We start from the raw sequence: 12654 nt of genomic DNA, 5'->3' as shown, positions 1-12654 counted from the left end.
TAAAGAAGGCTCTATGGGTTCTTAACTTAGAAAACTGTTTATTTGTATTGAATAAGAAATAGGTTGAGACGATATGTCTTGTGGTTAATTGGGGGTTTTGGTGGATGATGGTTTTGTTGGAAGAATTTGGGGTTTGTGAAGTTGGTTTTTGATTGAAATTCTCCAGGATTCTCTGTCTTCTGAATTTAGGGGTGTTTTTGGGTTTTTTGTGTCTGTTGTTTTGGAAAAAAAGAGGTGGGTGGGTTTATTGTATTTTGATTTCTTTGCCTTTGTCTTCTTCTTTTTTTGGTAGTTTGATTTCTAGGACTCCGTTTTTGAATGTGGCTTCTGCGTTTTCTTCGTCTACGGTTGTTGGTAGTTTTACTTTTCTCTGGAATTTTCCTACTGTTCTTTCTTTTTTGAGGTATCCTTTTTCTTCGGTATCGGTTCCTCTTTCTCTTGTTGCTTCGATTGTTAGTATGTTGTCTGATATGTTGATTTTGATTCCTTCTTTTTCAACGCCTGGTAGGTCTGCTGTTACTGTTACTTGTTCTTCGTGTTCTATTACATCGACGAATGGTTTGAATCCGGTTCTACCTCTGTGTTTTTCTAATCCTTCCTCTTCAATTTCTTCAAATATGTCTTCCATACGTTCTCTCATTCTTTTAATCTCGCGGAATGGATCCCAACTCATGTTTTCTCACCAATAATTGTGTTTGTGTGGAATCTATTAAAATTTTCCCAACACAAAATAAAGCGTTATAATATCTTTAAATAACTTTATATTTATTTATAATAAATTAAAAACTATTTAGGACTGTAAAAAAGGTTTGAACAAAAAAATGTTACTGTAGCCCTTTATTTTCTTGTGCTTTAATTTTGGGATTAAAGTTCTTTAGGGCTACAATACTTATCTGTTTTAAGGCTGTGGTTATAACCTATTTATTTGTTTTTTGTTTTGTTTTATTCTATGGTGTATGTGATGTATATCTCTGTGTATCCTTCGAAGTCACTTGGTCCGATTAAAATAAGTGTGTATATTTCTTGTTTTTCTGCTGATAGCCAGATTACTGTTTCCCCATCTTGTTGGTATTGCCAAGTTACGTAGTCATTCCAATCGCTCAGAATGTTTTCATAGTAATCTTTCACTTCGGATTTGGTGTCTTCAGTTATGTATGTGACGTAGTGTGTTGATATGTCTGTTGACATCCAGTGCCAGTATGCTGTTCTAACTGAATCTGTGTATCTAGGTATTTCATTTAGGTCTTCACCATCGACATCTGTTTTTGGTGCTTCATCTAGGTCGTTTGTTGGTGGTTTTTCATCGTTTAGGTGTTCTTTGGATCCTGTCATTATGAATGTCATTGTTTGTTCTTCGAGTTCACTTACGTATATTATCAAGAGTTCATCGTTCTTTTCGTAGGCTATCCCACCTAAGTATGGTCCGAGGTCAAAATCTTCAGCGTATGTTTTCCATCCAGCATCTTCAGCTGATTTTTTTAGTTCATCTAGTATTTCTGAAGTTGTTTTATCGTCTACTATGTATTGTGTTAGTTCAAATCCTTCGAATATTGCTGTAGATTCTTTTATGTAGTCTGACGGTATTGAGAACTCTAGGTCATCTATATCGTCTAGACATCCGGTTATCGATGTTAGCCCTACAACTACTACAAATAGTGTTATTAAAACTATTAGTTTCTTCATTTATCTACTCCTGTTGTTAGGGTTTAGGGGGTTTTTTGGACAGTTAATTGAATGCTCCTTATTTTTTTCCCTAACAAACCAATATTTACTTACTATAAACTACAGTATGTAATTAAAGTACATTAGGCTTTTTATTTTCCAAGAAAATTTATCTAAAACGCTTTTAAAAAGTATTAGTAATTATAAATTGCTTTATCAGATTTTTTAAACTATATAAAGTTTTTTTGGTTTTTTGGTTTGGGTCTTTGTTTTTTGGTTGGTATGTTTTTTTGGAAAATGTTTATTGTGTTTGTTGTTAGATAGATGATTAGGGTTTATAGCTTAATTGATGGTTTTTATTTATGACTCGTATCTTTGGAGAAAACTCACGGTTGGTTCTGTATGTTTCGGCTCTTTTAGTTACGTTTTTTATCACTATGTGGGTTTTTTCTGGGATTATCTGGACATTTGTTTTTGCTGGGACTATTGCTTATTCGTTGTATCCTCTTTATAGTTTTTTGAGGAGGAAGGGTTTTTCAAGTTTCATTTCAAGTATAATTTCGACTTTAATGGCGTTTATTGGTCTTATAGCTCTTGCCTTACCGTTTGTTATTGTTTTATATCGTAGGAGAGATGTTTTATTCGATTTTTTACGGGATATTCCAGAGTCGATTGAGTTCGAGTTATTTGGATTTGATTTGAGTTTGGATGTAGGTCTGTTGGTTGATATAAGTTGGGAGTACATTACTGAGGTTGCTATTGAGGTGGCTCAAGCAACTCCAACTGTTTTACTTCAATTTTTAGTTTTAATCGTTCTGGTTTATGCTTTGCTCCATAAATCTAATGTGATCGCTAGGTATTTATTAGGTATTTTTGATGAATCTTACCACGAGTTATTGCATGGATATAATAAAAAGATAAAAGATACGATCATTGGTTTATATGTAGTTCAGTTATCAACCGCAGTACTCACCTTCTTTGTTGGGTTACCGTTTTTCTATCTATTAGGTTATGAACCGTTTATATTTCTATCTCTTATTGCAGGTGTCTTACAGTTTATACCTATCTTGGGTCCATCTCTCCTAATAATCGCTTTAGTAGTTTTTGAAGTGTTGGTTGGAGAGTTGGTGTTTGCAGCAATAATTTTGGTAGCCGGTTTATTATTGATTGCTGGACTGCCTGATCTGGTTTTACGGCCTTATCTAGCAGATCTTGAGACAGGTCTTTCGCCAAGCCAGTACTTCATAGGTTTTATAGGTGGTATTATCACTATTGGTGCGATCGGTATTATTGTCGGGCCTTTGGTGATTGCTATATTGATAAAGACCTTTGAAATAGTTTCTGAGACGAAATAATGAGGTTTTTGTGGCTTAAAAAAAGGGTTTTTTGGGTTGGAATGTTCTATTTTTGGGGGGTTGTATTTGGGTTTAGATTGTTAGGAACATTGATACTAGTCTTTCTGTTATTAGGGCTACTATTACGCCTATCCATACGAGGCCTACTAGGTGGTGGTATGTGTTTATGTGGTGGCCGCCGTCTACGACTTTTATCATCATTGAGCTCATTACGGCGTTTAATAGTATGAATATCATTATTAGGACCTGTACGTCTGGTATGTTGTATATTTCGGTGTAGATTATTTGTTGTATCCAGTCTTCGTCTGGCATTTGTACGTCGGCCATTATGTTGATCATTAGTTTTACGATTTCTATTCCTGCGAAGAAGGCGAATACTGAGCTTGCGGTTATTCCGTATATTACGCCGGTGAATGTTGAGGTTGTTTGTTTTCTGTGTTGTCGGAGTTCTAGTATTTTGTTGAAGTTTTTGCCTATTATGTATCCAAGTTTTTCGGGGTTGCCACCTTTTAATCTGCCTTTGTAGTACATTTCTGAGAATCTTTGTATTAGGAATGATTTTGTTTCCATGGCGAATTGTTTCCATGATCTTATTTGGTTGATTCTTAGGTTTAGTCGTTTGTAGAGGTTTCTTATTTCGTTTGTTAGGTCTCCGAAATCTTTTGTTTGAAGTGTTTTAAGTACTTTTGTGGTTGTTGTTTGTTTGGCTGATTCGCTTGATCCTAGGGATCTGATGAAGGATGGGAATGCTCTGTCTCGTTTTTTGATTTTGGTTTCTTCTTTTCGCATTAGTATTCCTGGTATCAAGAGTGGGGTGAGGGCGATTGCGAAGTATAGGGGTAATGGTAGTTCTATGTGTTCTATTATTGGGAGGTTGTGGTATAGGTTTAGTGCTAGGATTATTGCTGTTATAATTACGCCTATTATGCTGGCTATTATTGCGAGTATTATTTTTTTGTCGAAGAATGTTATGTCTTCAAATTCGTACCATACTGGGTCGAATGGTACTTTTACGTATGTTCCGTATAGGAACATGGCTTCTATTAAGCCGTATAGCATTATGCTTGCGAATAGCAGGAAGTTGGGGTCGATTCCGGTTAGTATTGGTATTATTGTTGCGAATACTATTATGAAGGCTACTGATAGTGTCATTGATATGAATAGGTCTTTTAGTACGTCCATGTCTTCTAGGACGCTCATGTACATTGTTTCGTATTCTGACATCACGACTTCTTGTTCGTTTTTGAGGAATTCTTCGAGTCCTTGGCCTGCGCTTACGTTGTATGCCATTCTTTCTAGGAAGTCTCTTAGGAGGGGTGAGGGGGTGACTTCTGATTGGAATCTGGCTGCTTCGTCTAGTGACATGTTCCATGTTTTGACGAGTTCGACGATTTTTTTCATTTCGTCTGCGATTGGGCCGTATTCTTTTTGTTGGGAGATTGTTTCTACAACGTCGATTCTTGGTATGTTTGTTGTGCTTAATACTCCCATGCTTGTTATGAATAATGGCATTGCTTGGTCTATTTTAATTCTTCGTCGGTCTGCAAGGAGTTTTGGGTATATTATTGCTACTGTTACGATGAATATTGGTATTAATAGGAGTATTGGTTGGAATGGACCTAGTAGGTCGCCTATTAATAGTGTTAGTAAGTAGTATATTGCGGTTCCGAGTAATGCGGAGCTGGTTATATATCTGATTAAGTAGCTGAAGACGGATTCGTTTAATAGGGTTTCTACTGCCCGTCTCCATGAAAAGGTGTATTTCCCTTTCTTTACGTCCTTGTCTTTCATGTTACCGTGTGGGGCTGTTTTATTTTTTTTTGTTTTTAGGTTTGGTTTTTTAGGTGTTTTTATCTTAGCATGGCTTCTGGTTTTTTGACTTCGAATGGTAGGCCTTCTAGTCCGTTTTTTTGGAAGTTGCTTAGTGTTTTGTTTACTTCGTGGTATTCGAATATTGCTTCTCTTACCATTGCTTCTATTACTCTTGTTCGTAGTTCTAGGTCTAGATATATTCTTCGGCTGTCTTCGTATGCGAGTTTTGGTGCTATTTTTTGTTCAAGGATGTAGGAGTTGTTCATTCCTTTGAATATTATTTCGTCTTTTATTGGGTCCCATTCGAATATTTCTCTTGTTACGACGCCGCCCATGTCTTGTGAGTATCCTTCTATTTCGTGTATTGATGTTACTCTTCTGAGGTCTTGGTCTCCTCTTCTTATGAAGTTTTGGAATATGGCGATGTTTAGGTTTCCGAAGAAGGCGATTGGGACGTTTATTGGGTCGCTTGTGAATCTCTGTACCATGCTTTTAACGTCTGATGCGTGGAATGTGCACATTACTGGGTGGCCGGTCTGCATTGCTTGGAAGGCCATTCGGCCTTCTTCGCCTCGGACTTCTCCTACGATTATGTAGTCTGGTCTTGATCGGAGGGCGGTTTTGATTAGGTGGAACATGCTTACTTCGCCGGAGCCGTTGTTTTCTTTGTTGTCGGATTCTCTTGTTAGTAGTTGTTGCCAGGCGTTGTGTGGTGGTACGACTTCTGCGGTGTCTTCGGCTGTATATATTTTTGAGTTTCTTGGTATGAATGAGAGTATGGCGTTTAGTGATGTTGTTTTTCCTGAAGCTGTTTCTCCAACTACGAAGGCGCTCATGTCGTTTTCTAGTGCTAGCCACATGTAGGCTGCTGCTTTGGGTGAGAATGTACCCCATTTGACTAGTTGTGTGATTGTTAGTGGTGTTTCGTCTTGTTGTCTTACTGTTAGTGTTGGGCCTTTTAGTGATACGTCATCGCTGTATACGAGGTTTAGTCTTGATCCGTCTGGTAGTGTTGCGTCGACTATTGGGTTTGAGTCGCTTACGGGGTTTCCAATTCTTTCTGCTGTTGACCGTAGGTATCTGTCGTATTCTTCTCGGTCGTTGAACTCGATGTTTGTTTGGTTTAGGCCGAATACGTCGTGTTCTACGAATATGTCTTCTGGACTTACTACGTGTATGTCTTCTATTGCTTTGTCTCTCATTACGGGTTCTAGTTGTCCGAGTCCGATTATGTCTCTGTTGAGGCGGTATCGGAATTTGTTGTATTGTTTTCTGTCGATTGTTACTACGTCTTTTCCGAGTAGGTATTTTATTCCTCTCCAGATTTTGGTTAGGATGTTTCCGGCTGGCATGTCGTCGGAGATTATTGTTGTTTCGCTTAGTAGTTTTTCGATTCTGTCGTCGAATTGGTTGCTTGTTTCTGGTGCTTTTACGTTTATGCTTCTATCTAAGATTCTTCTTTTTACTTCGTTGAATTTCTGTTTTTCTCCTTTTGTTATTGTGGGTTCTACGGCGTAGTATCTTGAGTCTTGTGTTGGGCTTCCGTATATGTGGCAGAATATGGATTCGCCTACTGGGTATATTACGTTTGGATAATCTGTTTTGTGTTTGCTGTCGGGGCTTCCGATGAGTTCAGGATATGTGCCGGTTATTTTTTTAAACCTAATTACATGTCTCTTTAGGTGTCTATGTCTTCCGGCAAGCCTCCTTAGGTCGGAGGATATTGTTTTTGTTCCCTGTGGTTTAACGCTCATCTTGAAATCCCTTTTTTATAGATTGGCTTGGTTTTTGGTTTTTAAAGTATCATTAAATGGTTTTTCATTAATTGTTTTTAGTGACGCTATATATTGTTATCCCTTTTTTTAGTGGTTTTTAATGTTTTTTTTTGTTTAGTTGTTTTTAGCGGCATACTCCTTTTTTCTTCCAATATATGTGTAGTGTTAGGGCGAAAGCCATCATTATTACTCCGAATGTTGCTATTGAGAATGAGAGTGTTATTATTTCTGCTATGTACATGAATATGAGTACGCTTATTGCGGATCCTGCGGTTCCTACGGTTCCTCTTAATCCCATTCCTATGTCTCTTTCGCCTCCGGTTGTGTCGTCTGCTATTAGGTCGAAGGCTATTGGTAGGTAGAGTCCGTGGCCTAATCCCCATACTGCGGATATTAGGATTAGTGCGGTTGGGGTTGTGAATATTGAGACTGTGTATATTGCTAGTCCGCATACTGCGGTTCCTATGATTAGTATGTTTACTCGGCCGATTTTTTTTGCTATTGGGTCTGTTTTTAGGCGGATTGTTGCGGATACTGTTGTTTGTGTTGCTGCGAATATTCCTATTAGGAAGGAGGTGAATCCTATGTCTTCGAGGTGTAGTGGGATTACGGATGCTAGGAGGCCGAATGACATGAACATTATTAGTGAGACGAGTGTTGCTATTAGGACTTTTTTTCTGTTGATGAGGAGGTGGTAGGCTTGTTTGAATGAGTTTTTTGATTTTTTTATTGATTTGGTTATTGTGGTTTTTTTGTTTGTTGGGTTGGGGTTTGGTTTTTGGGGTTGGTTGTAGAAGTATATTGAGATTGTTAGTAGGATTATGCTGTTTATTGTTAGTATTATGAATAGTTCTGTCATTCCTAGTAGGTCTCGTGTTATTCCGCCGATTGGTGGGCCGAATAGCCATCCTATTCCTACTAGGAAGGTGTATTTTGGTAGTGATGCTTTTTCTTTTGTTATGTAGGCTGGTATGGAGACCCATGCTATTGAGAATGCTAGGGCGAATGTTATTTGTGCTAGGAATAGTATTGGCCATATTAGTTCGGATGTTAGGTATAGTATTGATGAGGTTATGAATAGTGTTCCGCCTATTAGGGTTATTTTTGGGTATCCGAGTTCGTTTGTTATTTGGCCTACTGGTATTCTTGAGAACATTTCTGTGATGTAGTATGTGAATATTAGGTAGCCGATTAATGATATTGGCATTCCTATTTCTTGGCCGTATAGTGGTATGTATGGGAATATCATTCCCATTGAGAGGGATGAGATTGTTGCGAATGTTACGAGTAGTTTTGTTTTTGTTTCCATTTTGGCACCGTTTTTTGGGGGTGTTGGGTTTGTTGTTTTTTATTTGGTTTTTTGTTGTTATAGTGTTGTTTTTGGTTTTGGGGGATAGTGTTTTGTTGTTTGGTTTTTTATGTTTGTTTGTTGGTGTGTGGTGTTTTGTGGGAAGTATTAAGTATTCTGGAACAACTAACTATGTAAGTGTGACACACATTAACACACCTCTGTGTGGGTGAATGAATAATGGAGATAGGAAAAAACATCAGAAAAGAAAGAATAATAGACAGAAACAGCCAAAGAACAGTAATAGTACCAATGGACCACGGAATAAGCGTCGGACCAATACCAGGACTCGTAAACTTCTCAGACACAGTAGAAAAAGTAGCAGAAGGCGGTGCAAACGCCGTATTAATGCAGAAAGGAATGATACCACATGGACACAGAGGATATGGAAAAGACGTCGGATTAATAACCCACCTCAGCGCAAGCACATCACTCGGACCCAACCCCAACAACAAAATACAAGTATGCGAAGTTGAAGAAGCATTAAAATACGGAGTCGACGGAGTAAGCGTCCACGTAAACATAGGGTCAGACACAGAAGCCCAACAACTAAGAAAACTCGGAAAAGTAGCAGAAAAATGCGACAAATGGGGAATACCACTCATAGCAATGATGTACCCAAGAGGAGACAAAATAAAAGATGAATACAACGTCAAATACGTCAAACACGCAGCAAGAGCAGGAGCAGAACTAGGAGCCGACATAATAAAAACAAACTACACCGGATCCTCAAAAACATTCAAAGAAGTAGTAGCCGGATGTCCAGTACCAATAGTAGTAGCCGGCGGACCAAAAATGGAAAACGAAAAAGAAGTACTAGAAATGGTTGAAGGCGCAATAAAAGGCGGCGCCAGCGGAGTCGCAATCGGAAGAAACGTATTCCAATCAAGCGACGTACCAGCAATGACAAACGCAATCTCAGAAATAGTCCACAAAGACAAAAAAGCAGAAGAAGTCTACAAAAAACTCAAGAGATGATAACAAATGAAAAAAGAACTATGGCTAAAAGCCGACACCAAAAAATGGCAAGACAAAAAAGAAAAAATAACCACTGCCCTAGAACAAGGATACAACACCGTACTAATAAACGACGAAGACGTGGAAAAAACACGTGAACTCGGAAACATAAAAACCGCATCATACGGAGACAAAGCAGACATAAAAGTAGCAGGAAAAAACGGAGAAGGAGACGGAACAAAAACACTCCCAATCGGACCAAACTCATCAGAAGACATAGAAACACTAAAAGACTTCAAAGGAGAAACCGCCGAATACATAATAATAACAGACAAAAAACACGAAGAATTCGCCAGCCAAATAGCCGAAAAAGTAGACTACATAATAATCAGAGGCGAAGACTGGAAAATAATACCACTAGAAAACCTAATAGCAGAACTACAAGAAAAAGACGTAAAAATCATCACAGGAATAGAAAACTCAACCGAACTCGAAACAGCCCTAAAAACACTCGAAGTAGGGTCAGACGGAGTCCTACTAGAAACAAACGACATACAAGAAATAATAAAAGCATCCGAAAAACTCGAAGAATTCCAAGAAGGAGAAATAGAGCTAACAGAAGCCACAATAAAAAAAATAGAGCCAGTAGGAATGGGAGACCGAGTATGCGTAGACACATGCAGCCTAATGAAAAAAGGAGAAGGCATGCTAGTAGGCAGCAGTTCAACAGGACTCTTCCTAATACACTCAGAATCAATAGAATCACCATACGTAGCAGCCAGACCATTCAGAGTAAACGCAGGAGGCGTACACGCATACCTAAAAACACCAGGAAACAAAACAGTATACCTCTCCGAACTAGAAGCAGGTGACGAAGTACTAATAGTAAACAACGAAGGAAAAACAAAAAAAGCAGTAGTAGGCCGATCCAAAATAGAAAAACGCCCACTCATGCTAATCGAAGCAGAAACCGAAAACACAACAATAAAAACAGTACTCCAAAACGCAGAAACAATAAGACTCGTAGACCCAGAAGGAAAACCAAAATCAATATCTGAACTAAAAGAAGGCGACAAAGTACTCGTAAACACAGAAGAAAAAGCAAGACACTTCGGAATGGAAGTAACAGAAACAATCAAAGAAAAATAAAAACCAAAAAACTATACAACCCCTCAATAACACCGACACAACCAAAAACCCAAAAAAAAATAAAAATATTTTCTAACTTACCTGGAGGTTTAAAATAAAATGAGGCCAACAGCCAGTAAACCGGTTTCAACCAAGAATATAGAAATCGGTTTAGAACCAATTATATGTGGTTCTATCGGGGAAAAAAACGTTGAAAAAGCATTAAATTACCTAAATAACCAAAAAACAGACTTAATAGAATTAAGAATAGATAAAATAAATCAAGATAGTTATCGGGACCTAAAAAGAGGGTTATCGGAAATAAGAAGTGGGCCATCTTTAATAATCACCAACAGACGGGAGAAAGAGGGCGGAGAGTACGATGGATCAGAGTCAAATCGAGTTGAAGACCTAATTTCTTTTATGGGTTTTGCAGACATAATCGACATAGAACTACATACCCCTCGAGACCTTAGAGATAAATTAATTGATAAAGCTAGGGAACAAGGAGTTCCCATAATAGTTTCCTACCACAACCACTCCTTAACACCAAGAACAACAGAGATCGCAATGAAAATAGAAGAATGCATGGAGATCGGTGATATAGCTAAAGTGGCTTATATGGCTAAAACACCACTCGATGTACTTTCATTAATGAGAGCTACATACACAGTTAAAAAAGAGTTAGGCAAGCCATTATGCTCAATATCAATGGGTGATGTTGGAAAACACTCAAGAGTAATCGGTCCACTATATGGTTCAGACATCATATACGCACCGATAGGAGAAGAAACAGCTCCTGGACAAATACCAATTAACAAGATCAAGGGGTTGTTGAGGGATATCTATTGAAACAAAAAATATATGGATTGATCGGAGATCCAGTAAGCCACAGCCTATCACCACCTATGCAAAACACAGCATTCAAAAAACTAGATTTACCACATACCTACCATTTATTTCAGGTTCAAGAAAAAAACGTTTATGACGCAGTTAAAGGCGCAAAAGCCCTAGGCTTAGGCGGTTTAAACGTAACAATCCCACACAAAGAGAAAGCACTAGAAATATCAAACAAAGTCAGCGAAGAAGCAAAACTCGCAGGCGCAGTAAACACAATAGACCTAAAAAAAACAATAAAAGGATACAACACAGACATAATCGGAGCTAAAAAAGCAGTTACCCAAAAAAACCAACACTACAATAAAGCAGTAGTTGTAGGGGCAGGTGGAGCAGCCAGAGGAGTCTGCATAGCCCTAAAAGACATAGCCAACAAAGTTGTTGTCCTCAACAGAACCCCAACAAAAGCCAAAAAAATAAGTGAACTACTAACTACACAGGATGTCGAATCCAGTTATGGAGAACTAAATAAACTAAAAAAAGAGTTGGTCGATGCAGACCTACTGGTCAACTCAACCCCAGTCGGCATGCATCCAAACACCGACAAATCAATAACAACAGAAGAAAACCTACATAAAGACCTAACCGTTTTCGACCTAGTATACAGACCTCTAAAAACAAAACTTCTAAAAGAAGCTGAAAAGGTTGGTGCAACAACGATAAACGGCGTCGAGATGTTGGTCCAACAAGGCGCAGCCTCATTCGAGATATGGACAGGTAAAAAACCACCAACCAAAGATATGCGAGAAGCGGTGCTTAAGGAGCTAAAAGAATGACAGAAAAACATAAAATCACAGTCATCGGTGGAGCCGGAAGAATGGGTCAATGGATAGCTGAAACCCTAAACACACCGAAACACGAAATCCATATAACAGATAAAAACAAAAAAGCCGGACTCAAATACGTAGATAACAAAGACATAACCTTCCATGAAGATTATAGCTCAATTAAATACTCAGACATAGTCATAGTTAGTGTACCAATAGCGATAACCCCCAAAATAATTCAGGAAGTTGGTCCAAAAATGAAGGAAGGCTCCTTACTGATGGATGTAACCTCAGTTAAAGAAGAGCCTGTAGAGGCAATGAAGAAACATGTACCAGATTATGTCAACACCATAGGTACACACCCCTTATTTGGGCCTCAAGAAACCGGTTTCCAAGACAAAAACGTAGTTTTAGTTCCAGTAGATAGTGGAGGTTGTTTAGAGAGAGTTAAAGAGTATATAGAAAAAGATGGCGGCAATGTACGTATAATGAGCGCCAAAGAACATGATAAAGCTATGGCGGTTGTACAGGGGGCCTCCCACCTACTACTAATTCTGTTCGGCTCAATACTAAAAGACCAAGAATATGAGATAGAGAAAAACAAAGACCTAACAACACCTACATTCCAGTTATTGTTAAAAGACCTTGATCGAGTTTTGGTTCAAAACCCAAGTCTCTACGCATCGATACAGACACACAACAACTACATCCCTGAGATACACCAAGAAACAATAGAACGATACATGGAGATAGAGAAGATTATAGAAAAAGGAGATACCGAGAAACTAAGTGAGTTTATTGAAGAAATAGATAGATACATTCAGCGAGAGAAACCAAGCTAAACCAACATACGGGTTTTTAATTCTATTCTACCTATTTGAGGTATGTTTTTTCTATATCGATTAATGTGAGATCCCTTCTCTCCCTAAAGAGGATAGGGCTTACTGCTCTCT

General features: G+C 38.3%; 11 protein-coding genes. 6 read left to right on the top strand and 5 right to left on the bottom strand.

Annotation, left to right across the window (positions count from 1 at the left end):
- Nucleotides 1–244: 244 nt before the first annotated feature.
- Both QEN48_RS03055 and QEN48_RS03050 read right to left on the bottom strand, forming a co-directional pair.
- Nucleotides 245–673 carry an Hsp20/alpha crystallin family protein gene (locus tag QEN48_RS03055; protein WP_280108936.1) on the bottom strand — a complete coding sequence of 143 codons (429 nt, stop codon included), beginning with the start codon at nt 671–673 and terminating at the stop codon, nt 245–247.
- Between the two features lie 269 nt (nt 674–942).
- Nucleotides 943–1683: a hypothetical protein gene (locus QEN48_RS03050; RefSeq protein WP_280108935.1), complete on the bottom strand. Its 741-nt coding sequence runs from the start codon at nt 1681–1683 to the stop codon at nt 943–945.
- Between the two features lie 341 nt (nt 1684–2024).
- On the opposite strand from QEN48_RS03050, the gene QEN48_RS03045 reads away from it, so the two are divergent.
- Nucleotides 2025–3017 (top strand): AI-2E family transporter, encoded by a 993-nt coding sequence (locus QEN48_RS03045; protein WP_280108934.1) that lies wholly within the window; start codon nt 2025–2027, stop codon nt 3015–3017.
- Nucleotides 3018–3089: 72 nt separating this feature from the next.
- On the opposite strand, the gene flaJ is transcribed toward QEN48_RS03045, so the two are convergent.
- From flaJ to QEN48_RS03030, 3 genes are all read right to left on the bottom strand, one after another.
- A complete protein-coding gene (gene flaJ / locus QEN48_RS03040; protein WP_280108933.1) occupies nt 3090–4808 on the bottom strand; it encodes an archaellar assembly protein FlaJ in 1719 nt (572 codons plus the stop codon).
- 59 nt (nt 4809–4867) lie between these two features.
- Nucleotides 4868–6583: a type II/IV secretion system ATPase subunit gene (locus QEN48_RS03035; RefSeq protein ID WP_280108932.1), complete on the bottom strand. Its 1716-nt coding sequence runs from the start codon at nt 6581–6583 to the stop codon at nt 4868–4870.
- 145 nt (nt 6584–6728) lie between these two features.
- Complete coding sequence (locus tag QEN48_RS03030; RefSeq protein WP_280108931.1) at nt 6729–7913, bottom strand: MFS transporter; 1185 nt, start codon at nt 7911–7913, stop codon at nt 6729–6731.
- A gap of 216 nt (nt 7914–8129) precedes the next feature.
- Here QEN48_RS03030 and QEN48_RS03025 point away from each other — a divergent pair, with 216 nt between their 5' ends.
- The 5 genes from QEN48_RS03025 (at nt 8130) to QEN48_RS03005 (ending at nt 12543) form a co-directional block, all read left to right on the top strand.
- The gene (locus tag QEN48_RS03025; protein WP_347985126.1) at nt 8130–8930 is read left to right on the top strand and encodes a 2-amino-3,7-dideoxy-D-threo-hept-6-ulosonate synthase; all 801 of its coding nucleotides are present in this window, start codon (nt 8130–8132) and stop codon (nt 8928–8930) included.
- A 6-nt stretch (nt 8931–8936) separates the two neighbouring features.
- Nucleotides 8937–10058, top strand: coding sequence for a 3-dehydroquinate synthase II (locus tag QEN48_RS03020; protein ID WP_280108929.1), 1122 nt, complete (start codon nt 8937–8939; stop codon nt 10056–10058).
- 99 nt (nt 10059–10157) lie between these two features.
- Entirely contained in the window at nt 10158–10889 is a 732-nt protein-coding gene (gene aroD / locus QEN48_RS03015; RefSeq protein WP_280108928.1) for a type I 3-dehydroquinate dehydratase, read from the top strand.
- Nucleotides 10886–11710 (top strand): shikimate dehydrogenase, encoded by an 825-nt coding sequence (aroE, locus tag QEN48_RS03010; RefSeq protein ID WP_280108927.1) that lies wholly within the window; start codon nt 10886–10888, stop codon nt 11708–11710. The genes aroD and aroE overlap by 4 nt, the downstream gene beginning before the upstream one ends.
- Nucleotides 11707–12543 (top strand): prephenate dehydrogenase/arogenate dehydrogenase family protein, encoded by an 837-nt coding sequence (locus QEN48_RS03005; protein ID WP_280108926.1) that lies wholly within the window; start codon nt 11707–11709, stop codon nt 12541–12543. Before aroE ends, QEN48_RS03005 begins: the two co-directional genes overlap by 4 nt.
- The last annotated feature ends 111 nt before the right edge of the window (nt 12544–12654 follow it).

It is taken from the genome of Methanonatronarchaeum sp. AMET-Sl (genome assembly GCF_029854155.1).
Taxonomy (GTDB): domain Archaea; phylum Halobacteriota; class Methanonatronarchaeia; order Methanonatronarchaeales; family Methanonatronarchaeaceae; genus Methanonatronarchaeum.
This window is presented reverse-complemented; position numbering and strand designations above follow the sequence as displayed.

Excerpts from the sequence above, each read along its gene's own strand:
- QEN48_RS03055 (WP_280108936.1), bottom strand. The coding sequence starts at position 673 with ATGAGTTGGGATCCATTCCGCGAGATTAAAAGAATGAGAGAACGTATG.
- QEN48_RS03050 (WP_280108935.1), bottom strand. The coding sequence starts at position 1,683 with ATGAAGAAACTAATAGTTTTAATAACACTATTTGTAGTAGTTGTAGGG.
- QEN48_RS03045 (WP_280108934.1), top strand. The coding sequence starts at position 2,025 with ATGACTCGTATCTTTGGAGAAAACTCACGGTTGGTTCTGTATGTTTCG.
- flaJ (WP_280108933.1), bottom strand. The coding sequence starts at position 4,808 with ATGAAAGACAAGGACGTAAAGAAAGGGAAATACACCTTTTCATGGAGA.
- QEN48_RS03035 (WP_280108932.1), bottom strand. The coding sequence starts at position 6,583 with ATGAGCGTTAAACCACAGGGAACAAAAACAATATCCTCCGACCTAAGG.
- QEN48_RS03030 (WP_280108931.1), bottom strand. The coding sequence starts at position 7,913 with ATGGAAACAAAAACAAAACTACTCGTAACATTCGCAACAATCTCATCC.
- QEN48_RS03020 (WP_280108929.1), top strand. The coding sequence starts at position 8,937 with ATGAAAAAAGAACTATGGCTAAAAGCCGACACCAAAAAATGGCAAGAC.
- aroD (WP_280108928.1), top strand. The coding sequence starts at position 10,158 with ATGAGGCCAACAGCCAGTAAACCGGTTTCAACCAAGAATATAGAAATC.
- QEN48_RS03005 (WP_280108926.1), top strand. The coding sequence starts at position 11,707 with ATGACAGAAAAACATAAAATCACAGTCATCGGTGGAGCCGGAAGAATG.